Annotated in this window: 17 protein-coding genes; 4 read left to right on the plus strand and 13 right to left on the minus strand. The window is 63.3% G+C overall.

The annotated features are described in order from the left end of the window. Positions 1-46 precede the first annotated feature (46 nt). A complete protein-coding gene (locus AAHM38_RS10500) occupies positions 47-4,759 on the minus strand; it encodes a glutamate synthase-related protein (RefSeq protein ID WP_012763131.1) in 4,713 nt (1,570 codons plus the stop codon). A gap of 261 nt (positions 4,760-5,020) precedes the next feature. Continuing rightward, on the minus strand, positions 5,021-5,746 hold the full coding sequence (locus AAHM38_RS10505) for a transposase (protein ID WP_009241925.1): 726 nt from the start codon (positions 5,744-5,746) through the stop codon (positions 5,021-5,023). A gap of 246 nt (positions 5,747-5,992) precedes the next feature. Between AAHM38_RS10505 and AAHM38_RS10510 the strand changes: the two genes are divergently transcribed. Further along, positions 5,993-6,667, plus strand: a complete 675-nt coding sequence (locus tag AAHM38_RS10510; RefSeq protein ID WP_009241924.1) for an OmpW/AlkL family protein — start codon at positions 5,993-5,995, stop codon at positions 6,665-6,667. A 216-nt stretch (positions 6,668-6,883) separates the two neighbouring features. Here the strand turns inward: AAHM38_RS10510 and AAHM38_RS10515 are convergent, their stop codons facing one another. The 8 genes from AAHM38_RS10515 to pilM all read right to left on the minus strand — a co-directional run bounded on the left by AAHM38_RS10515 (position 6,884) and on the right by pilM (position 14,963). Then, positions 6,884-8,050, minus strand: a complete 1,167-nt coding sequence (locus AAHM38_RS10515) for a deoxyguanosinetriphosphate triphosphohydrolase (RefSeq protein WP_012763133.1) — start codon at positions 8,048-8,050, stop codon at positions 6,884-6,886. 19 nt (positions 8,051-8,069) lie between these two features. After that, complete coding sequence (gene aroB / locus AAHM38_RS10520) at positions 8,070-9,176, minus strand: 3-dehydroquinate synthase (RefSeq protein WP_012763134.1); 1,107 nt, start codon at positions 9,174-9,176, stop codon at positions 8,070-8,072. Further along, on the minus strand, positions 9,173-9,745 hold the full coding sequence (locus AAHM38_RS10525; protein ID WP_171924780.1) for a shikimate kinase: 573 nt from the start codon (positions 9,743-9,745) through the stop codon (positions 9,173-9,175). The genes aroB and AAHM38_RS10525 overlap by 4 nt, the downstream gene beginning before the upstream one ends. A gap of 138 nt (positions 9,746-9,883) precedes the next feature. Continuing rightward, on the minus strand, positions 9,884-12,043 hold the full coding sequence (gene pilQ, locus AAHM38_RS10530; RefSeq protein ID WP_009277662.1) for a temperature dependent type IV pilus secretin PilQ: 2,160 nt from the start codon (positions 12,041-12,043) through the stop codon (positions 9,884-9,886). A gap of 2 nt (positions 12,044-12,045) precedes the next feature. Then, a complete protein-coding gene (locus AAHM38_RS10535) occupies positions 12,046-12,591 on the minus strand; it encodes a pilus assembly protein PilP (RefSeq protein ID WP_009241919.1) in 546 nt (181 codons plus the stop codon). Then, the gene (locus AAHM38_RS10540) at positions 12,588-13,247 is read right to left on the minus strand and encodes a type 4a pilus biogenesis protein PilO (RefSeq protein WP_012763135.1); all 660 of its coding nucleotides are present in this window, start codon (positions 13,245-13,247) and stop codon (positions 12,588-12,590) included. The genes AAHM38_RS10535 and AAHM38_RS10540 overlap by 4 nt, the downstream gene beginning before the upstream one ends. Before the next feature lie 2 nt (positions 13,248-13,249). Then, positions 13,250-13,882: a PilN domain-containing protein gene (locus AAHM38_RS10545; protein ID WP_012763136.1), complete on the minus strand. Its 633-nt coding sequence runs from the start codon at positions 13,880-13,882 to the stop codon at positions 13,250-13,252. Positions 13,883-13,892: 10 nt separating this feature from the next. Next, a complete protein-coding gene (pilM, locus tag AAHM38_RS10550) occupies positions 13,893-14,963 on the minus strand; it encodes a type IV pilus biogenesis protein PilM (protein WP_181004950.1) in 1,071 nt (356 codons plus the stop codon). Positions 14,964-15,416: 453 nt separating this feature from the next. On the opposite strand from pilM, the gene AAHM38_RS10555 reads away from it, so the two are divergent. Then, positions 15,417-17,831 (plus strand): penicillin-binding protein 1A, encoded by a 2,415-nt coding sequence (locus AAHM38_RS10555; RefSeq protein ID WP_041668365.1) that lies wholly within the window; start codon positions 15,417-15,419, stop codon positions 17,829-17,831. Positions 17,832-17,901: 70 nt separating this feature from the next. Here AAHM38_RS10555 and cyaY read toward each other — a convergent pair whose 3' ends face one another. Continuing rightward, the gene (cyaY, locus tag AAHM38_RS10560; protein WP_041668550.1) at positions 17,902-18,246 is read right to left on the minus strand and encodes an iron donor protein CyaY; all 345 of its coding nucleotides are present in this window, start codon (positions 18,244-18,246) and stop codon (positions 17,902-17,904) included. 137 nt (positions 18,247-18,383) lie between these two features. Between cyaY and lptM the strand changes: the two genes are divergently transcribed. Next, the gene (gene lptM / locus AAHM38_RS10565; protein ID WP_009241914.1) at positions 18,384-18,617 is read left to right on the plus strand and encodes an LPS translocon maturation chaperone LptM; all 234 of its coding nucleotides are present in this window, start codon (positions 18,384-18,386) and stop codon (positions 18,615-18,617) included. A gap of 63 nt (positions 18,618-18,680) precedes the next feature. After that, complete coding sequence (gene lysA, locus AAHM38_RS10570) at positions 18,681-19,940, plus strand: diaminopimelate decarboxylase (protein ID WP_039375798.1); 1,260 nt, start codon at positions 18,681-18,683, stop codon at positions 19,938-19,940. A 65-nt stretch (positions 19,941-20,005) separates the two neighbouring features. On the opposite strand, the gene msrQ is transcribed toward lysA, so the two are convergent. Together msrQ and msrP are read right to left on the minus strand one after the other, a co-directional pair. Beyond that, entirely contained in the window at positions 20,006-20,662 is a 657-nt protein-coding gene (gene msrQ / locus AAHM38_RS10575; protein ID WP_012763141.1) for a protein-methionine-sulfoxide reductase heme-binding subunit MsrQ, read from the minus strand. Between the two features lie 7 nt (positions 20,663-20,669). Further along, on the minus strand, positions 20,670-21,665 hold the full coding sequence (gene msrP, locus AAHM38_RS10580) for a protein-methionine-sulfoxide reductase catalytic subunit MsrP (protein WP_012763142.1): 996 nt from the start codon (positions 21,663-21,665) through the stop codon (positions 20,670-20,672). Positions 21,666-21,708 lie beyond the last annotated feature (43 nt).

The following is a 21,708-nucleotide window of genomic DNA, read 5'->3' on the forward strand; positions in this document are numbered from 1 at the left end:
GCGCCGATCATCGATCGACCACCCGCCAAGTCGCTTGGAATCAGGTTCAGGCGGCGATCTGTTCGCGGCCCGCTTCCTGTTCCCGCTCGTACATCTCGGTCAGTGCACGCTTGTACTCGGTCGGGAAGACCTTGACGAAACGACGGCGCGCATTGTTCCAGTCGGCCAGCAGTTCCTTGGCACGCTCAGAGCCGGTGTAGCGGAAGTGCTTTTCCACCAGCGCCTTGAGCAGTTGCTCGTCGAGCACGCGCTCGCCGTTCACCTTGTGCCAGGTCGACGGCGTGTGGGCCTTCTCCTGGTCGGCCGCCGAAAGCACGGATTCCAGCGCCACCATTGCCGTGTTGCAGCGCTTGTCGAACAGGCCGTCTTCGTCATAGACGTAAGCCACGCCGCCCGACATGCCTGCCGCGAAGTTGCGGCCGGTGGCACCGAGCACGACAACCGTGCCGCCGGTCATGTATTCGCAGCCGTGGTCGCCCGTGCCTTCCACCACCGTGGTGGCGCCGGAGTTGCGCACCGCGAAGCGCTCGCCGGCCACGCCGTTGAAGAACGCCTCACCAGCCAGCGCACCGTACAGCACGGTGTTGCCGACGATGATGTTGTTGGTCGGCTCACCGCGGAACTCGTGCGGCGGACGCACGATCACGCGGCCGCCCGACAGGCCCTTGCCCACGTAGTCGTTGCCGTCGCCCACCAGGTCCAGCGTGATGCCATGCGCCAGGAACGCGCCGAACGACTGGCCGGCCGTGCCCTGCATCTGCACGTGGATCGAGTCATCGGGCAAACCCTCGTGGCCATAACGCTTGGCGACTTCTCCCGAGAGCATCGCGCCGACCGTGCGGTTGACGTTGCGCACCGGCTGGATGAACGAAACACGCTCGCCTTTCTCCAGCGCAGCCTTGGACTTCTCGATGAGCTGGTGATCCAGTGCACGATCCAGACCGTGGTCTTGCACATCGACCTGGTAGCACGGCTCGCCTTCCTTCTTGGCCGGCTGGTAGAAGATGCGCGCGAAGTCCAGGCCGCGGGCCTTCCAGTGTTCGATACCGGCCTTTGTGTCCAGCAGGTCGGCGCGGCCGATCAGTTCGTTGAACGTGCGGATGCCCAGTTGCGCCATGATTTCGCGCACTTCCTCGGCCACGAAGAAGAAGTAGTTCACCACGTGCTCAGGTTTGCCCGAGAACTTCTTGCGCAGCACCGGATCCTGCGTCGCCACGCCCACCGGGCAGGTGTTCAGGTGGCACTTGCGCATCATGATGCAGCCTTCGACGACCAGCGGGGCGGTCGCAAAGCCGAATTCGTCAGCGCCCAGCAGCGCGCCGATCACAACGTCGCGCCCGGTCTTCATCTGGCCGTCAGCCTGCACGCGGATGCGGTTGCGCAGGCCGTTGAGCATCAGCGTCTGCTGCGTCTCGGCCAGGCCCAGTTCCCAGGGCGTACCGGCGTGTTTGATCGACGACCACGGCGAGGCGCCCGTGCCACCGTCATGACCGGCGATCACCACGTGGTCTGCCTTGGCCTTGGCGACACCTGCCGCCACCGTACCCACGCCGACTTCCGACACCAGCTTGACCGACACGTCCGAACGCGGGTTCACGTTCTTCAGATCGTGGATGAGCTGCGCCAGATCTTCAATCGAATAGATATCGTGGTGTGGCGGCGGCGAGATCAGGCCCACGCCCGGCACTGCATAACGCAGCTTGCCGATGTAATCCGTCACCTTGTGGCCGGGCAGTTGACCGCCCTCGCCGGGCTTGGCGCCCTGCGCCATCTTGATCTGGATCTGATCAGCCGACGCCAGGTACTCGGCCGTCACGCCAAAGCGGCCCGAGGCTACCTGCTTGATTTTCGAGCGCAGCGAATCGCCCTCTTGCAGTTCCAGATCGCGCTCGACCACTTCGCGGCCGATCACGTCCGACAGCTTCGTGCCCTGCTTGATGGGAATGCCGCGCAGTTCGTTGCGATAACGGCGCTCGTCTTCACCGCCTTCGCCCGTGTTCGACTTGCCGCCGATACGGTTCATCGCCACGGCCAGCGTGGTGTGCGCTTCCGTGCTGATCGAACCCAGCGACATGGCGCCGGTCGCGAAGCGCTTGACGATCTCCTTGGCCGGTTCGACTTCTTCCAGCGGAATCGCGCGCGCCGGGTCCACCTTGAACTCGAACAGGCCGCGCAGCGTCATGTGGCGCTTGCTCTGATCGTTGATCAGGTTCGCGTATTCCTTGTACGTCTGGTACGAATTCGCGCGCGTCGCATGCTGCAGCTTGGCGATCGAATCCGGCGTCCACATGTGCTCTTCGCCGCGGACGCGGTAGGCGTATTCGCCGCCGGCGTCCAGCATGTTCGCCAGCACCGGTGCATCGCCAAAGGCGTCGCGGTGCAGGCGCAGCGCCTCTTCAGCCACCTCGAAGATGCCGATGCCGCCCACGTTGGATGCCGTGCCCTGGAAGTACTTGTCGACCAGTTCGCGCGACAGGCCGATCGCTTCGAAGATCTGCGCGCCGGTGTACGACATGTACGTCGAGATGCCCATCTTGGACATTACCTTGTGCAGGCCCTTGCCGATCGCCTTGGTGAAGTTGTAGATGGCCTTCTCGGCCGTCAGACCCAGACTCGGCGCGAGTTCGGCCAGCGTTTCCATTGCCAGGTACGGGTGCACGGCTTCTGCACCGTAGCCGGCCAGCAGTGCGAAGTGGTGCACTTCACGGGCCGAACCTGTTTCAACGACCAGACCCGTGCTCGTGCGCAAGCCCTTGTCCACCAGGTGATGGTGGATGGCAGACGTGGCCAGCAGCGCGGGAATCGCGGCCTGCTTCTCGTCGACCGCGCGGTCCGAAACGATCAGGATGTTGTAGCCCGACTTGACCGCATCGACAGCCTCGGCGCACAGCGAAGCCAGGCGCGCTTCGATGCCTTCCTTGCCCCACGCCACCGGATAGCAGATGTCCAGCTCGTAAGCCATGAACTTGCCGCCGGTGTAGTGCTCGATGTTGCGGATCTTCGCCATGTCCTTGAAGTCCAGCACGGGCTGGCTCACTTCAAGGCGCATCGGCGGGTTGATGTTGTTCAGCTCAAGCAGGTTCGGCTTCGGCCCGATGAACGAGACGAGCGACATCACCACGTTTTCGCGGATCGGGTCGATCGGCGGGTTCGTGACCTGCGCGAACAGTTGCTTGAAGTAGTTGTAGAGCGTCTTGTTCTTCGAGGACAGCACGGCCAGCGGGCTGTCGTTGCCCATAGAGCCGGCGGCCTCTTCGCCGTTGGCGGCCATCGGGGCCATCAGGAACTTGACGTCTTCCTGGGTGTAGGCAAACGCCTGCTGACGGTCAAGCAGCTTGGCGGCCGGCTTGGTCTCGGCGGCCACGTCTTCAGGCTTGGCTTCCAGCTCGTCGAGCTTGATGCGCACGGCATCAATCCAGCTCTTGTACGGCTTGGCGTTGGCCAGATTGTCCTTGAGTTCCTTGTCGTCGATGATGCGGCCCTGCTCCATGTCGATCAGGAACATCTTGCCCGGCTGCAGACGCCACTTCTTGACGATGCGGGACTCGGGAATCGGCAGCACGCCGGCTTCCGAAGCCATCACGACCATGTCGTCATCGGTCACGTAATAACGCGCCGGACGCAGGCCGTTACGGTCGAGCGTTGCGCCGATCTGGCGGCCGTCGGTAAAGCAGATGGCGGCGGGGCCGTCCCACGGCTCCATCATCGCGGCATGGTATTCGTAGAAGGCGCGACGATTGTCGTCCATCAGCGTGTGTTGTTCCCACGCTTCCGGAATCATCATCATCATCGCCTGGGCCAGCGGATAGCCCGCCATCGTCAGCAGTTCGAGGCAGTTGTCGAACGAAGCCGTATCGGATTGGCCCGGATAGATCAGCGGCCACAGCTTGGGCAGGTCATCGCCCAGCACCGGCGACGAGATGCCGCCCGTACGTGCGTTGATCCAGTTGACGTTGCCCTTGACGGTGTTGATTTCGCCGTTGTGCGCAACCATGCGGTACGGGTGCGCCAGTTCCCATGCAGGGAACGTGTTGGTCGAGAAACGCTGGTGCACCAGCGCAAGCGCCGACACCGTGCGCGGATCAGCCAGATCCTGGTAGTACCGGCCGACCTGTTCGCAAAGCAGCAGGCCCTTGTAGACGATCGTGCGCGCCGACATCGAGGGCACGAAGTATTCTTTGCCGTGCTTGAGCTTGAGCGCCTGGATGGCGTGGCTGGCGGTCTTGCGGATCACGTACAGCTTCCGCTCCAGCGCGTCGGTGGTCATGATGTCGCGGCCGCGCCCGATGAAGATCTGGCGGATCACCGGCTCGGTCTTCTGCACCGTCGGCGACATCGGCATGGTCTTGTCGACCGGAACATCGCGCCAGCCCAGCACAACCTGGCCTTCCAGACGCACGGTGCGCTCAAGTTCCTGCTCACAGGCCAGGCGCGAAGCGTGTTCCTTCGGCAGGAAGATCATGCCGACGCCGTATTCGCCGGCCGGCGGCAGGTTGATACCCTGCTTGGCCATTTCTTCACGGAAGAACTGGTCGGGAATCTGCAGCAGGATGCCTGCGCCGTCGCCCATCAGCGGGTCAGCGCCCACAGCGCCCCGGTGGTCGAGGTTGTGCAGGATGCGCAAGCCCTGCTGGACGATCTCGTGGCTCTTCTTGCCCTTGATGTGGGCGACGAAGCCGACGCCGCAAGCGTCGTGTTCATTGGTCGGGTCGTACAGACCCTGGGCCGACGGCGTGATGGGGAAGGAATGTTGTTCCACGGCGATCTTCCGAGGTTGTAGGTACAACGCGCCGCAGAAGGCCCTCGCGATCGTGCGGATGCGAAGGCAGACAGGCAATGGCGCGCCGCACCATGAATGCGGGGTGAAACGAATATAAAAGAGTGGCCCGTAACAGGCAAAATTTTTTAAATGGGGTCGGAGTAAATTAATAAATGCGTAGTCTCAGTGCGGGCTTTTTAATAGGGACAGATTAAAACCGCCCGAATCGATGCGCCCATACATGACAGCGCCGCCATCCCGCTATTCGGTGCGCGCGCTGCCCTCCGCTTCCACCGCCGTGGTTTGGCGCGGCGGCCGCCCCTTGGGCAATGGCGCAACGCGACGGCCTCCGGTGCGCGCAAGTGTCGCGAGAAACGCCTCATTGCCGAGCGGCCAACCACTGTGCACATGCTGGCGAATCTGCGCGAACTGGTCGGAGCCCAAACCTTCATGCCACAACGTTCGGTAGCGCGACTGGCGCTCAAAAGGCGTGTTGCCAAGGCGCCAGTAACAGAAGTGGTCACTCACCCACGGAATGGATTGAATGCCGACGTGGTGACGATACGTGCTCCATCGATCTTCTTCCGGCGTGCTGACGAGCCCCGCGCGCACCGCGTTCGATTCCACATACAACAGGATCGGCAGCACCCACTCGGCGGGGTCCAGTACCGTCGATCGGAAACGCCCTTCCCACAACGTGCCGCTGCGATCCGCCGCAGCGTTGAAGTAGCGCGTATAGCGCCGTCCCACAGCCTGCAGCGTTCGCGAAAGACTGTCCGCCACCTTGGGTGTCCCCACCAGATGGACGTGATTCGGCATCAGCGAAAACCCATGGATGGCGAAGTCATGCTCGCGGGCGGCCATGCGCAGCGTGTCGAGATAGAACGCGTAGTCGTCGTCGCCGCGGAAAACGGTCTGGCGATTGTTGCCGCGCTGCAACACGTGCACCGGGACATCGATTGGGCTGAGACGAGGCAGGCGAGCCATGGAAAAACGGGTGGAGAAAAGCGCCATCGTAGCCGGAGCGCGTGAATCTGTCCCCAATTTTTAGGGCGCAAACGCTTGCATAGCGCTGTCGTCGGGGCGCAACGGAGAAGTTTGCGTGCCGTCAAATCGGCGGCCCTATGCGCTATCGACGACTGGTCCAACTTGATCCCAAGCAAATCGGCCGGGCGACTTCCCCGCGAGACTGGCTCCCACTACATCACAAGACGACACGAGAGGGAGCGATTGATGGCTTTTCACCGCCTAGCCGTTGTAGCTGTTGCCGCCGGAATGCTTGCCGCCGGGTTCAGCCAGGCCGCCTTTGCGCAGGGCACGGATTTGCCGCCGGCCTCCGGTAATTGGATGGTACGTCTGCGCGCCGTCAACCTGACAGCCGCCAACAAATCCGATCCGGTGCCTGCACTGGCCATTCCGGCTGACGCCATTCAGATCAACAACAAGGTCCTGCCCGAACTGGACATCTCGTATTTCTTTACGCCACATCTGGCCGCCGAGCTGATCCTGACTTACCCGCAACAGCAGGACGTCACGGTCATGCGAAGCGCGCTGGGCGGCCCCACCAAGATCGGCAGTTTCCGCCACTTGCCGCCCATCCTGACGATGCAGTATCACTTCACGCCCGAGTCGCGCTTCAAGCCGTACGTGGGCGCCGGCATCAACTACACGCGCATCTCGAATGTCGATCTCCAGGTGCCCGGCGTTGGTTCGCTGGACCTCAGCAAGAACAGCTTCGGCCCCGCGCTGCAGGTCGGCTTCGACTATCGCCTGACCGAACGCCTCTACTTCAACGTCGACCTGAAGAAGACCTGGATCAGCGCCGACGTGAAGATGGGCGGCCAGACCATCAGCAAAGTCAAGGTTGACCCGTGGCTGCTGGGCGTCGGCCTGGGCTATCGCTTTTAAGGGAGGACGATCAGCGAACTGACACTGTCCTGATCGACTTTTACCGACGTGCCGCAGGGGCCGTCGACGGCGGGGGCGCTCGTCGGCGGTGGTTGGCGCGTTCGGCCCGGCATGCGTTGGGGCGGCCGGGCATTTTTTTTGGGCGCTCGGTTTAGATCCGCTGCCTGATGGTTAGGGAGCCAAGCGAGCGAGTGGCCGCCCCACCGGCGCCGTCGCTCAAACTGCATCCACCGCAAAGATGCGGCGATGCTCCTTGATGGCATAGCGATCCGTCATGCCGGCAATGTAATGCGCAATCCAGCGCGGCTGCTCTTCAGGGTTGGCTTTTGCCTGGTATTGCGGCGGCAGCAGACGCGGGTCATCCATGAACGCGCCGAACAGATCGTCGATGATGCGGCGTGCCTTGGCCGCCATGCGCATCACGAGGTAATGCCGATACAGGTTATCGAACAGGAAACGCTTGAGCGCGCGCGCCTCTTCGCGCATCGGCTCGGAGAACGCAACAAGCGGCGGCGCGGCGCGCACATCGTCGATGCATTGCGGCGCCACTTCAGCGATGCCCGTGCGCGTGGTGCCGATCAGATCGACGATCAGCGCGTTGATGATGCGACGAATGGTTTCGTTGATCAGGCGTCGGCCGCTAACGTCCGGAAATGCCGCCTCGGCTTCGCGCCGATGGATGGCCCACAGCGGCACGTCTTCGAGTTGCTCCAGCGTAATCAGGCCGGAGCGTAGGCCGTCGTCGATGTCGTGGTTGTTGTACGCGACCTCATCGGCGAGGTTGGCGAGCTGCGCCTCCAGCGAAGGCTGCTGCCCTTCGAGAAAGCGCCGCCCCAAGTCACCCAGCGTCGCCGCGTTATTGCGGGAACAATGCTTGAGGATGCCCTCGCGCGTTTCGAACGTCAGGTTCAGCCCGTCGAAACCGCCGTAGCGCTCTTCCAGCCGATCGACCACGAGCAGGCTCTGCAGGTTGTGCTCGAACCCGCCGTACGGCTTCATGCAATCGTTCAGCGCATCCTGCCCGGCATGGCCGAACGGCGTGTGGCCCAGATCATGTGCCAACGAAATCGCTTCGACGAGATCCTCGTTCAGGCGCAGGCTGCGCGCGATCGAACGGGCGATCTGCGCGACTTCCAGACTGTGCGTGAGCCGCGTCCGGAACAGGTCGCCCTCGTGATTCACGAAGACCTGCGTCTTGTATTCGAGCCGGCGGAAAGCGGTGCTGTGGATGATGCGATCGCGGTCACGCTGGAACTCGGTGCGCGACGTGGACGGCGGCTCGGCGTGGACGCGGCCGCGCGTCTGCGCCGAATGCGCGGCGTAGGGAGCGAGAGGGCCTTCGAGATCGAACGGCGCGGACGGCACATCAAATCGGTCGTTCATCGGGCCATCTCGTCTCGTATCAGGCGATGGGTGCTTCGGTCGGTGGTCGCAGGACGGCGTGCTGCAAGGTGGCGCGCAAGTCCGCATCGGGCACCGCGGTCACGAAAGCCTGGCCCAGCTTGCGCAGCAGCACGAACTTGATCTCGCCGGCTTCGGCCTTCTTGTCGACGCGCATCAGGTCGATGAAGCGATCAACGCCGAGGTCCGGCGCCACCGTCGGCAGGTTCGCCGCACGCGTGAGCGCGGTGATGCGGTTGCGCGTGTCGATGTCGATAAAGCCCAGTCGATGCGACAGATCCGCCGCCATCACCATGCCACAGCCGACGGCTTCGCCGTGCAGCCATTCACCGTAGCCCAGGCCGGCCTCGATGGCGTGGCCAAAGGTGTGACCGAAATTGAGGGTGGCACGCAGGCCGGTCTCGCGCTCATCCTGTGCCACGACTGCGGCCTTGATGCGCACCGAGCCACGCACGGCTTCGGCCATCAGGCCGGTATCGCAACCGTTGAGACCCTTGATGTTTTGCTCGATCCAGGCGAAGTACCCCGCATCGGCGATTGCGCCATGCTTGATGACCTCGGCCATACCGGCCGCCAGCTCTCGGGCAGGCAACGTGCGCAGCGTATCGATATCGGCCAGCACCGCCTGCGGCTGGTGGAACGCGCCGATCATGTTTTTGCCCAGCGGGTGGTTGATGCCCGTCTTGCCGCCCACCGAAGAGTCGACTTGTGAGAGCAGCGTCGTCGGCACCTGGATGAACGGCACACCGCGCATGTAGCAGGCGGCGGCAAAGCCGGTCATGTCGCCGACAACGCCGCCGCCCAGCGCGATCAGCGTGGTCTTGCGATCCGCACCCGCCTTCAACAGCGCATCAAAGATGCGGTTGAGCGTGTCCCACTTCTTGAACGATTCCCCATCAGGCAATACAACCGTGTCGACCGCCTTGCCGAGCGAACGAATGGCCGCTTCGACCTTCGCCGCATACAACGGTGCGACGGTCTCGTTGGTGACGATCACGGCACGCGCGCCGCGAATGTGTGGGGCAAACAACTCGGCCTTGGACAACAGCCCCGAGCCGATATGGATCGGATAGGCGCGATCGCCAAGGTCAACATCAACGGTAATCATGACTGTGGGGAGACTTGCGAGGAGGTGGAAGAGCCTGCGGGCGGAGCCACAATGCCGGCCACTTCGAGTTGCATCAAGACCATATTAACAAGCTGCGCGACGGTGGGCTTGCCGGTTTCGATGACGAAATGCGCCACGTCACGGTACAGCGGATCGCGGATCGCATGCAGCTCCTCCAGCTTGGCGCGCGGGTTCTCTGTCTGCAGCAGCGGCCGGTTCTTGTCGTGGCGCGTGCGCAGATACAGGTCATGCGGATTGGCGCGCAGGTAGATCACCGTGCCACGCTCGCGCAGGAACGCCCGGTTTTCGGCCCGCAACACGGCGCCCCCACCCGTGGCGATGACCACGCCATCGCGCGCGGTCAGCTCGTCGATCATGTGGGTTTCTCGATCGCGAAAGCCCACCTCACCTTCGTGCTCGAAAATAACCGGCACGCGCACGCCGCACCGCGCCTCGATCTCATGGTCGGAGTCGAAGAACGGCAGATCGAGCCGGCGCGCCACCGCCCGGCCGACCGTGGTCTTGCCCGCGCCCATCAAGCCGACGAAAAATACGTTCGAAACAGACAAAATCACGTGAAATCAGGAATTTGAGCCTGATTGTAGTGGCATTTGGACGCCATCCCGCACAAACCCCGCCGCAGGACACAAAAAAGCCCGGCGCTCCATTCAGGAGGCCGGGCCTTTTGAGCGAAACGCCGCCGTGGGTTACTTCAGCGACAGTTGATCGGACAGCACACGCGGCGTCAGGAAGACCAGCAGCTCGGTGCGGTTGTTGATCTTGCTCGTGCTCTTGAACAGATTGCCGAGTACCGGAATGTCGCCTAGAAGCGGCACCTTGTTGATGTCGGTCCGCTCGTTCTGCGTGTAGATACCGCCGATCACGACCGTGCCGCCATTCTCGACCAGCACCTGCGTCTGCACGTGCTTGGTGTCAATGGCGAAGCCGTTGGTGGTCTGGATACCTACGCTGTCCTTGTTGACGTCCACATCCAGGAAGATGTTGCCGTCCGGCGTGATCTTGGGCGTCACTTCCAGCTTCAGGTTGGCCTTCTTGAACGACACCGAAGTCGCACCGGAAGACGTCGCCTGCTGGTACGGAATCTCAGTACCTTGCTCGATCAGCGCCTTGATGTTGTCGGCAGTGACCACGCGCGGGCTGGAGACGATCTTGCCGCGGCCGTCAGCTTCCAGCGCAGACAGCTCCAGCGCCAGGAAGCGGCCGGCACCGGCGTTAAACAGGCTCACGGCCACGCTGGCTGCGTTCACGCCGTTGATGCCATTGGCGGGGAAGCTGATCGCCGGGCTGTTGTCCCACGTGGCACCCTGCGTAATCGGCGACACCACGTTGGTGTAGGTATTGCCGTAACCAGCGCCATTCGTCTTCGACGCGAAGCCCAGCTTCGCACCCAAGTTGCGGCTGAACGTGTCGTCCGCCTCGACGATGCGCGCCTCGATCATCACCTGGCGAACCGGGATGTCGATCTTCAAGAGGAAGGCCTGCACCTCTTCAAGCTTGCTCGGGATGTCGGAGACGAACAGTTGATTCGTCCGCGTATCCGCGGTGAGCGAGCCGCGCTTGGACAGGATCCGGGAAGTCGCGACACCGCCAGCGACACCGCCTGCCCCACCCGCGGCGCCGGCACCCAGCAGCATGTTGCGCACATCCCCAGCGCTTTGGTAGTTCAGGCGGAACACCTGGCTGCGCAGTGGCTCCAGCTCGGTCACTTGCTGCTGCGACTCAAGCTCGGCCTTTTCCTTCGTGGCCAGCTCACCGCGCGGGGCAACCCACAGGACGTTGCCGTTGCGACGCGATGCCAGCCCCTTCGAATCGAGCACGATCTGCAGTGCCTGATCCCAGGGCACATCTTTCAGGCGCAGCGAAAGGGTGCCCGTCACGCTATCGCTGGTCACGATGTTGAGGTTCGTGAAGTCGGCGAAGACTTGCAGCAGCGAACGCACATCGATGTTCTGGAAGTTCAGCGACAGGCGCTCACCGCGGTAGCCGGGGCCAGAAATCAGCTTGTTCGGGTCTTCCTTGGTCGGACGCACCTCCACCACGAACTGCGTGTCGGTCTGGTACGAGCTGTATTGCCAGTTACCGCGCGGCTCGATGATCAGGCGTGCACCTGTGCCGTTGTCGGTGGCACGCATGGCCTGCACCGGCGTGCCGAAATCGCTCACGTCATAGCGACGGCGCAGCGACTGTGGCAGCGTCGCACCGACGAAGTCCACGACGAGGTTCTGGCCTTGCTGGGCGATGTTGATCGCCGAGTTGGCAGTCGACAGATCGACCACCACGCGGCCAGCAAGGTCCTCGCCACGGCGGAAATCAACATTGCGCACCGCCGGGCGCTCAGCGCCCGCGACGGGTGCCGGGGCCGAGAATGTCGGCGCCGCGACAGCCGCCGCCACTGGCGCAGCTTCCAGCGTCAGTACGTACTGGTTGCCACGCACCTCCGACTTGTATTGCGTCTGGCGCGATAGATCGAGCACGACGCGGGTACGGTCGCCGATCTGCACGACGTTCGCCGAACGCAGCAGCTTGCCGCCGTACTGGTAATTGGCGCGGCCCTGCGCGAAGCTGGCCCCGAAGAAGTCGATGGCGATACGCGCAGGCTGCTGCGTGCTGAACTCCACCGGTTTCTGCGTCGGCGCGCTCTTGAGCGTGACCGTCACCACGGTGGATTCACCGGCCGTGGCCTGCTCCACCTTTTCGATCGTGTTGCCGGAGACGGCCGCCGCAGGCGCTGCCTGCTGGGCGACCGCCTGACCGGCCACCATGAACAGGCACAGCGAAAGCCATGCCACCGCGCCCCCCCGGGCCACTCGGGCTGCCTGCGACAGGCCGCCCTTCACAAGACGCATCGTCATTGCGCGCTCTCCTGAACTTTCAGGGTCGTCATTTTTTCTTTCCATTCGGTCGTGCCTTCGCGCACCAGCTCACGCAGGGTGAGTTCCTGGTCTCCGATGCGGAGGATGCGACCATAGTTTTGTCCGATGTACTGCCCCACATGCACATGCTGCGTCTTGTCCCCGACAGACACGACGGCTTCCGTCTCGCCATTGCGCTTCATCGTCCCGACCAGCTTGAAGGCTTCCAGCGGATAGTCTTCCAGCGGCTCGCGACGGCGATTCGGTTCCGGCGATTCGTTTTGCGCGCGCGAAAGTTCTGCCACCTTTTGCACACTGAACGGATCAGTCTGCTTGGTGGTCGTGTATTCGCGCGGCGCGTAAGGCTTGGGTTCGGGCAGCGGCGGCACGGTCGTACTGACGCTCTGGCGCGCTTGCTGCATCCATTGCTGCAATTCATCGTCTTCGCTCGCGCCGCAGGCCGTCAGCACGACGGCCAGGCACAGCGGCGACAGACGCAGAACATGCGACATGCGGCGACGGCTCATGGTGCGGCCCCTCATTTGGCGCCTCCCTTGGCGGCGGCGTTCGCCTTGCGCTGCGCGGCCTGCTCATCGGCATCGAGTGCCCGGTAGGCCTCGGCACGCGTTTCCATCACCATGCTGCCATCCTTGGTGCCTGTCAGCGAGATGTTCTGCAGCGTGACGATGCGCGACAGCGCCGCCACGTCGGCCGCAAACAGCGCCATGTCGTGATAGCGGCCATTCACCTTCACCGCCACCGGGATCTCGGCGTAGTAAGGCTTGACCACTGCGCCAGACGGACGGAACAGGTCGAAGGTCAGGCCACGCGCGATACCGGCGTGGTTGACGTCGGCCAGCAGCGCATCCATCTCGGTCTTGTTGGGCAGTTGCAGTTCGAGCTTAGCGACACGCTGCTCGACCTCAGCCTTCTGCTTGCGCAGCGCTTCCAGATTCACTACTTGCGCAAGCTTGCTCTGGTATGCCGACTTGAGGTTGGCCTGTTCGGTGCGCTTGGCGTCGCGCTCGTCGAACTTGCCGCTCCAATACAACTGCCAGCCCAGGCCGATCACCAGCACGGCAGAGAGAATCATGAACAGGATGCGCGGCGCGATCGGCCACGTTTCCGGCTCGTTCAGGTTCAGGCCACGGAACTGGCTGACCAGGTCTTCCAACGAAATTTCGGTCGAGAGCGCCATGGTTATTTCCCCGCCGTGGCCGCACCGGGCTTGGCCGGCGCTGCCGGCTCGGCCTTCCATTGGAAGCGGATCGTGAAGTTGAACAGACGACGCTGTTCCTTCAGGTTGTTCGTCATGGTGGTGGCTACCGATTCGCCCAGTTCGGCATGATCAAGCCAAGGCACCGCGCCCAAGTTGCGCAGCAGGTCCGACACGCGCTCGTTGGACTGCGCCACGCCCGACACGGTGTAACGCTCGCCTTCCTGCTTGAGCGAGGTGAGATAGATCCCGTCGGGCACCTGGCGCACCAGCTCTTCAAGCAACTGGACCGGGCGGTTGCGCTGGTTCTGCAGGCCTTCTACCGCTTGCTGACGCTGCAGCAGATCGTCGATGTCCTTCTTGAGGGTGTTGACCTCGGTGATCTGCTTGTCCATCTCCGCGTTCTTCTGCGTGAGGATGTCGTTGATGCGTTGCGCCTCTTCCGTCTGGTGATCGATCACCATGCCGCCGAGGAACACCACCACCGCGCCCGCAACGGCCGCGCCGCCCAGGCTCATGAAGACTTTCTTGCGCTTGCCGGCGCGTCGCTCTGCGTGATACGGCAGCAGGTTGACGTTCGGGAGCGCATTCACTGCATTCGCGCTTTCATTGGCCATCGTCAGCTCCTTATTGCAGCCCGCGCAGGGCAAGGCCCGCGCTGACGATGTAGGCCGGCAGATCGCGCTGGAGATAGCGCGCGTTGACGTTCTTGGCCGCGCCCATGTTGGCGAACGGGTTGGCCAGCGTCGTATTGATCTGCGTCTGCTGCTGGATGGCGGTTTGCACGCCCAGCAACGATGCGTGACCGCCCGAGAGCACGATCTCGTCCACGCGGCCGACGCTCGAGGTCGACAGGAAATTCTGGATGGCCTGACCGACTTCCATGGCCAGCGTCTCGAGCGAGGGCTTGAGCAGCTGACTGCGGTATTCGTCGGGCAGAGTGTTCTTGCGCTTCTTCACCTCGGCCTTGAGCAGATCGAGGGAAAACAGACGCGAGATGCTCTGCGTGAGCTGGTCGCCCGAGCCGGACATCGGCTGCTCGTACAGTTCCTTCCAGCCTTGGTAGAACAGTGCGTGCGAGCGCGCACCACCCAAGTGGAACATTGCCACGACGGGCATGTCGCGCGTTTCAATTTCGTTGGCGTCCGGCTTGACGGCCAGCATGTGCGTCATGGCGCGCTGGATGGCGTTTTCTTCCACGTCCATGACGATCGCTTTCAGACCGGCCATCTCGGCGGCGGTCACGCGCTCGGTCACACGCTCGGACACCGTTGCCGTGACGCGCACGCCGATCCCGCCTTCGGTTTCGGACGGACCGATCACGACATAGTCGAAATTGACGTTCTGCGAGGGCGGAAACAGCCGGTTGGCTTCGCTCTCGACCTGCACGAAGAGCTCGTCTTCGGTCAGGTTGTCGGGCAGGCTGACGGTTTGCGATTCCGTCAGGCTCGCGGGAATGGCAAGCACGGCTTCCTTACCGCGAATGCCGGCCTTGGCGATGGCGCGCTTGACCGCATTGCCCACCGCATCGATATTCACCAGATTGCCGTCAGCGACGGCACTGCGTTCAATCAGCTCGCTGGCGCATTTTTCGAGACGGAAATCTCCCTGCTTGCCGTTGGCGGACAACTCCACCACCTTGACGCTGGAAGACCCGATATCTATCCCGACGATATTGCGGCGCAGCAGGCCGGACAACAAACCCCGTCGCACAGAGACACCCCACCGTTTATAGTTTTTTGAACCCTGGCGCCCGCCGCAAATCCAACGTGCGCCATAGCCTGCTTAGATTTGCTGCTGGATTCTCACAAAATCCTTTAGAACAGGCAAACGCTCTGGCAGACCGCGACGCATTTCGCGCCATGCCTTTCCGAAAGCGTTGTCAAAACCCCACGGTCGGGGGATACCCCTTTCGTCTGACTTGATTTCCGCTTCGCCTACTTCTAACGGCGGATTCTTAGCCGCCTTGAATCAAGGGACCGCAGACGCACAATTTAGCGCGTTAGCCCCGCATGACGCGGCGCACAAGTGCAGTCTGGTTAGCAGAGGTGACACTCGTTACGTGCTGTTACGTCCGATGCGGCCGGACTGCGGAAGCCCCAACGATATAATCGCCGCCACGCTGACTGACACCCCCGGTGCCCACCCGTAATGGCTACTGCCCAAACCACCCCAGCTTCGCCCAAGCCGCCCAAAGCCCGCCGCCCGCTGTGGGCGCGACTGCTTCTCTGGATGCTCGGCCTGTTCGTTGCGATGGGGGTCGTCGGGGCGCTGCTGCTGGGCTATGCCCTGCTCGTCGCCGCGCCCAACCTGCCGTCGCTCGACGCCATCACCGATTACCGTCCGAAGATTCCGCTGCGCGTCTACACCGCCGATAACGTCCTCATCGGTGAATTCGGTGAGGAGCGCCGCAGCTTCGTACCGATCACGCAGATGCCCGATGTGATGAAGCGCGCGGTCCTGGCGATCGAAGACGACCGCTTCTACGAACACGGCGGCGTCGACTTCATCGGCGTGCTGCGCGCGGGCCTGGCGAACCTGCATGGCGGTCTCTCTCAAGGTGCGTCGACCATCACGATGCAGGTGGCGCGCAACTTCTTCCTGTCGAGCGAGAAGACGTACACGCGCAAGATTTACGAGATCTTGCTCTCGTACAAGATCGAGGCGAGCCTGACAAAGGATCAGATCCTCGAGCTGTACATGAACCAGATCTACCTGGGCCAGCGTGCATACGGCTTTGCCAGCGCCGAGCAGATCTACTTCGGCAAGAACATCAAGGACATCACCCTGGCCGAAGCGGCCATGCTGGCCGGCCTGCCCAAGGCGCCATCGGCGTACAACCCCGTGGTGAACCCCAAGCGCGCCAAGGTGCGTCAGGAGTACATCCTGCAACGCATGCGCGACCTGCACTACATCACGCCGGAGCAGTACACCCAGGCTGTCAATGAGCAACTGCCGGTGCGTGGCGAGGGCCATGAGTTCGACGTGCACGCCGAATACGTGGCCGAAATGGTACGCCAGCTCATGTACGCGCAATACCGCGAAGAAACCTACACGCGCGGGCTGAACGTCTACACCACGCTGCGCAAGGCCGACCAGGACGTCGCCTATCAATCCGTGCGCCGCGGCATTCTCGATTACGAGCGCCGTCACGGCTATCGCGGCCCTGAAGCGTTCATCGACCTGCCCTCCGATGCAGAGGAGCGTGAACAGGCCATCGACGACGCCCTGCTGGAACACCCGAACAGCGACGATCTGCAATCGGCCGTGGTGGTGAGCGTGACACCCAAGCTGGTGCGCGCGACGATGCTGACCGGTGAGACGATCGACCTGGCAGGCGACGGCCTGCGCTTTGCACAGGCGGCCCTGTCGAACAATGCACAGCCCAAGATCAAGCTGCGCCCGGGCGCGGTGATCCGTGTGATCGAGGACACGAAGACGCAGAAGTGGTCGATCACGCAATTGCCGGAAGTGGCCTCGGGTTTCATCTCGCTGGATCCGCAGACGGGCGCGATCTACTCGATGGTGGGTGGCTTCGATTTCAACCGCAGCAAGTTCAACCACGTCACGCAGGCCTGGCGCCAGCCGGGTTCGAGCTTCAAGCCGTTCATCTACTCGGCGGCGGTGGACAAGGGTTTCTCGCCGTCTACGGTCATCAACGACGCGCCGCTCTCGATCCCGACCGGCGACACGGGCGGCCAGGTGTGGGAGCCGAAGAACTACGGCGGCGGCTATGACGGCCCGATGACGATGCGCCGCGCGCTGCAGAAATCGAAGAACCTGGTGTCGGTGCGGATCCTGCGCGCGATTGGTACGCAGTACGCGCAGCAGTACATCACCCGCTTCGGCTTCGACGCCGATCGGCACCCGGCCTATCTGCCGATGGCGCTGGGCGCAGGCTCGGTGACGATGCTGCAGATGGCGAGCGGCTACTCGGTGTTCGCCAACGGCGGCTACCGCGTGAACCCGTACATCATCGATCGCGTGGTGGATGCGCGCGGCACGGTCGTCCAGCAAAGCCATCCGATGACCGCCGGCAAGGACGCCGTGCGCGTGATCGATCCGCGCAACGATTTCATCATGGATTCACTGCTGCGCAGCGTGGTGTCGAACGGCACGGGCTACCAGGCCAAGGTCAAGCTGGGCCGCAACGACATGGCAGGCAAGACCGGCACCACCAACGACTCGTTCGACGCCTGGTTTTGCGGCTACACGCCCAAGCTGGTCGGCGTGGCCTGGATGGGCTACGACAACCCGCGCAGCCTGGGGGATCGCGAAACCGGTGGCGGCCTGGCCCTGCCGATCTGGATCAACTACATGAGCTACGCGCTCAAGGGCGAACCCCAGACCGAGCGCCAGCCGCCCGAAGGCGTCGTGCAGATGGCCGGCGACTGGGCTTACGAGGAATACGCCAACGGCCAGGGCGTGGCCTCGGTTGGCCTGGGCGATGCGATGCCGGGAGGCTCCGCACCGGCCGGCGATCAATCGCAACAGCCTGGCATCAACCTGGCGCCGACGCAGGAACAGGAGAAACAGAAGATTCTCGACATGTTCCGCGGCAACTGAACGTCGCGCCCACGAAAAAGCCGCCCTTCGAGGCGGCTTTTCTTTTTGTCATGCGACGAGACGGTTACGCTCAGCCGGCGGCCAATGTCACATCCACATCGCTTTGCTGGCTGATATAGCGCGAGAGCGCCACATAGAGCTCTTCCTTGCTGCGCGTGTCGACCCAGCGGCCGTCGTCGCCCCGGCGGAAATGGAAACCGCCGGCACGCGCTGCCACCCACAGTTCCTGCATCGGCGCCTGGCTGTTGATGATGATCTTGGAGCCATCGTCGAATTCCAGCGTCAGCACGTTACCGGTGCGATTGACCTCGATGTCGGCACCGGCCTCGTCGGCAGCCGTTTCGACGATGTTTTCGATGCGGGTGAGTTCCGCTTCGGCCAGCGCCAGGAACTCCGATTCGCTCAGGGGGGGCATGCTACACTCCAAAATCTTGCGCGGACGTTGCGTGGCGGCCATTTGCGGCCCGTCCTGACCAGCAGGCGCCTCGTCCCATATGACTCCGATCGCCGCAAGGGTCACACCCTGGGGCATCCTTTCTGCACCATCATCCGATGATACGAACCGCCGCCATTGTAGCCACTGTCGGCCTGACCCTGACGGTCGCAGGCCTATCCGGCTGCGGGATTCGCGGGCCGCTGTACATGCCCAAGGTGCCGCCGGCGCCAACCGCGCCGCAAACCACTGACCCCGGCATCGCCGGCCCGAACGCCGTGCCGCAGCCCCCGGTTCCGGGCGCCAAACCCGCAGCCGCAGATGCGGCCAGCGCGGTACCCACGAACCGCTAATCCCGTCTTTTTGCTCAACCGGCGACGCCCTTATCCGGGGCGACGCCCAGAATGCTCCCACTCATGTCCGAGTCCCTGATCCGCCAGGAAGGCGCGCTGATGATCGAAGGCGTCGCGCTCGACGCGATTGCCGCGCAGTTCGGCACGCCCACCTACGTGTACTCGCGCGCCGCCCTCACTGCCAACTATCGCGCCTACGCCGCCGCATGCGAGGGCCGCAACGCGCATGTGCAGTACGCCATGAAAGCCAACTCGAACCTGGCCGTGCTGCAGGTATTCGCCCAGCTTGGCGCAGGCTTTGACATCGTGTCCGCCGGCGAACTCAAGCGTGTGCTGGCCGCCGGTGCGCCGGCCGCGAAGGTGGTGTTCTCGGGCGTGGGCAAGAGCGCGGACGAAATGCGATTCGCCCTGAAAGTGGGCGTGGCGTGCTTCAACGTGGAGTCGATCCCCGAGCTGCACCGGCTGAATGACGTGGCCGCATCGATGGGCAAGGTCGCGCCCGTGTCGCTGCGCATCAACCCGGACGTGGATGCCAAAACGCATCCGTATATCTCGACGGGCCTGAAGGGCAACAAGTTCGGCGTGGCGTTTGACGAAGTGCTGCCGACCTACCGCGCAGCCGCTGCGATGCCGAACCTGCGCGTGGTCGGCATCGACTGCCATATCGGCTCGCAGATCACCGAGGTATCGCCGTATCTGGATGCGCTGGACAAGGTGCTCGACGTGGTGACGCAGCTCGACGCCGAGGGCATCCGCCTCGCGCACATCGATGTGGGCGGCGGTCTGGGTATCACGTACACGGACGAGACGCCGCCGGACATCACGGCCTTCGCGCGCACGCTGCTGGACCGCGTCGAGCAGCGCGGTTTTGGCGATCGCACCGTGCTGTTCGAGCCGGGCCGGTCACTGGTGGGCAACGCCGGCCTGCTGCTCACGCGCGTCGAATACCTCAAGCCTGGGGCGAGCAAGAACTTCTGCATCGTGGATGCGGCCATGAATGACCTGGCCCGCCCGGCGATGTACGAGGCGTATCACCACATCGTGCCGGTGCGCGAAAGCCAAAGCGCGCCGGTCGTCTACGACGTGGTGGGCCCCGTGTGCGAATCCGGCGACTGGCTCGGCCGCGACCGTTCGCTGGCCGTGCAGCCGGGCGATGTGGTGGCGATCCTGTCGGCCGGCGCGTACGGTTTCACGATGAGTTCGAACTACAACACGCGCAATCGCGCGGCCGAGGTCATCGTTGATGGCGACAAAGTCCACTTGGCGCGCGAGCGCGAGTGCTTCGAAGACTTGATCCGCGGCGAGCATCTGTTCCCGGCATAAGCCCGCATCGCAAAAAGAAAAAGCCGACGCGCAAACGTCGGCTTTTTTTGTGGGCGCGATCGGCATCAATCGCGGGCTGGCATCGCGGCTCCGGTGATCGCACTGCGCTGCGAGCGCCAGGCCCACCAGACCCGCAGGCCCAGCAGCAACGCCATCACTGCCGCGTAAATCGACACCTCGGCAAAGTCATGCTTGCCGGCCTTGTGCCACCAGTAATGCAGGATGCCCAGCACACCGGTCACATAGACCAGCCGGTGAAGCCACTGCCAGCGCTTGCCGCCGAGCCTGCGCACCATCGCGTTGGTCGACGTGGCGGCCAGCGGGATCATCAACACGAACGCCGCAAAGCCGACGGTGATGAAGGGCCGCTTGACGATGTCCTTGAGCATCGACGCCGGATCGAGCCCGCGATCCACCAGCAACCAGATCAGGAAGTGGATCGTGCCGTAGAAGAACGTGTACAGCCCGAGCATACGACGAAGCCGGATCAGCCAGTTCATGCCCGTGATGCGGCGCAGCGGCGTGATGGCCAGCGTGCAGCACAGCAGCACCAGCGTCCACGTGCCGGTCGAGCGCGTGACGAACTCCAGAGGGTTGGCCCCGAACTGGTCTGTCGCGCCCAGGAAGACGATGCGCAGGAACGGCAGCAGCGCCACGATCCATGCGATCGCCTTCACCACACGCAATGGCTTGGGCGCCAACATCGGCGGCAGCAATGTCATGTCGGCCTCAGAAGTTTTTACGCAGGTCCATGCCGGCGTACAGCGGGGCCACCTGGTCGTAACCGTTGAACATCAGCGTCTTGCGCTTGGGCGCGAACAGGCCACCGAAACCGCCTTTGTCCTCGCCGATGCGGCGTTCGGTGGCCTGGCTCCAGCGCGGATGGTCCACGGTCGGGTTCACGTTGGAATAGAAGCCGTATTCATTGGCCGCGGCAATGTTCCAGCTCGTCGGCGGCTGCTTGTCGACAAAGCGGATCTTGACGATGGACTTCGCGCTCTTGAAGCCATACTTCCACGGCAGGACCACGCGCACGGGCGCACCGTTCTGGTTCGGCAGCACCTGGCCGTAAAGGCCAAAGGTGAGCAGCGCCAAAGGATGCATCGCCTCGTCCAGACGCAAGCCTTCGCTGTACGGCCACTCGAGCACGGGGCTGCTGATGCCGGGCATCTGCCGCTTGTCGGCCAGCGAGATGAACTGGATGTACTTGGCGCTGCCCTGGGGCTCCACCCGCTTGATCAACTCGGCCAGCGAGAAGCCCACCCACGGGACCACCATCGACCAGCCCTCGACGCAACGCAGGCGGTAGACACGCTCTTCCATCGGCGCGAGCTTCATCAGGTCGTCCAGGTCGTAGGTTTTGGGGGTTTTCACCAAACCCTCCACGCTGACTTGCCAGGGGTGCGGGCGCAGCGTGCCGGCATAGCGCGCCGGGTCGGCCTTGTCGGTGCCGAATTCGTAGAAGTTGTTGTACGTGGTGACCTGGTCGTACGGGGTGGCCTTTTCCACAGTCGTGTACGCCGGATTCGGCTTGCCAGGCAACTTGGCGAGTGGCGGGTTGGCGGCAAAGGCTTCGCGCGACGCCCAAGGCGCCAGCGTTGCACCCGCAGCGCCCATGGCAGCAGCGGCCAAAAAGCGGCGGCGCTGCTCGAAGATGTGCTGCGGCGTGATCTCGCTGGCGGGGATGTCGTCGCCACGCAGCCAGCGGTCAGTCTTAATCAACATGATTCGTGGTCCTCGTTGTGCGGGAACGCTGTCCCATGTGCGT

Origin of the sequence: Ralstonia sp. OTU4908, assembly GCF_038440115.1 — a bacterium.
Classification (GTDB): Bacteria; Pseudomonadota; Gammaproteobacteria; order Burkholderiales; family Burkholderiaceae; genus Ralstonia; species Ralstonia pickettii.

Coding starts and splice junctions, on each gene's coding strand:
- AAHM38_RS10505 (WP_009241925.1), bottom strand. CDS start 5,746: ATGGCTCGCCTGCCTCGTCTCAGCCCAATCGATGTCCCGGTGCACGTG.
- AAHM38_RS10510 (WP_009241924.1), top strand. CDS start 5,993: ATGGCTTTTCACCGCCTAGCCGTTGTAGCTGTTGCCGCCGGAATGCTT.
- AAHM38_RS10515 (WP_012763133.1), bottom strand. CDS start 8,050: ATGAACGACCGATTTGATGTGCCGTCCGCGCCGTTCGATCTCGAAGGC.
- aroB (WP_012763134.1), bottom strand. CDS start 9,176: ATGATTACCGTTGATGTTGACCTTGGCGATCGCGCCTATCCGATCCAT.
- pilQ (WP_009277662.1), bottom strand. CDS start 12,043: ATGCGTCTTGTGAAGGGCGGCCTGTCGCAGGCAGCCCGAGTGGCCCGG.
- AAHM38_RS10535 (WP_009241919.1), bottom strand. CDS start 12,591: ATGAGGGGCCGCACCATGAGCCGTCGCCGCATGTCGCATGTTCTGCGT.
- AAHM38_RS10540 (WP_012763135.1), bottom strand. CDS start 13,247: ATGGCGCTCTCGACCGAAATTTCGTTGGAAGACCTGGTCAGCCAGTTC.
- AAHM38_RS10545 (WP_012763136.1), bottom strand. CDS start 13,882: ATGGCCAATGAAAGCGCGAATGCAGTGAATGCGCTCCCGAACGTCAAC.
- AAHM38_RS10555 (WP_041668365.1), top strand. CDS start 15,417: ATGGCTACTGCCCAAACCACCCCAGCTTCGCCCAAGCCGCCCAAAGCC.
- cyaY (WP_041668550.1), bottom strand. CDS start 18,246: ATGCCCCCCCTGAGCGAATCGGAGTTCCTGGCGCTGGCCGAAGCGGAA.
- lptM (WP_009241914.1), top strand. CDS start 18,384: ATGATACGAACCGCCGCCATTGTAGCCACTGTCGGCCTGACCCTGACG.
- lysA (WP_039375798.1), top strand. CDS start 18,681: ATGTCCGAGTCCCTGATCCGCCAGGAAGGCGCGCTGATGATCGAAGGC.
- msrQ (WP_012763141.1), bottom strand. CDS start 20,662: ATGACATTGCTGCCGCCGATGTTGGCGCCCAAGCCATTGCGTGTGGTG.
- msrP (WP_012763142.1), bottom strand. CDS start 21,665: ATGTTGATTAAGACTGACCGCTGGCTGCGTGGCGACGACATCCCCGCC.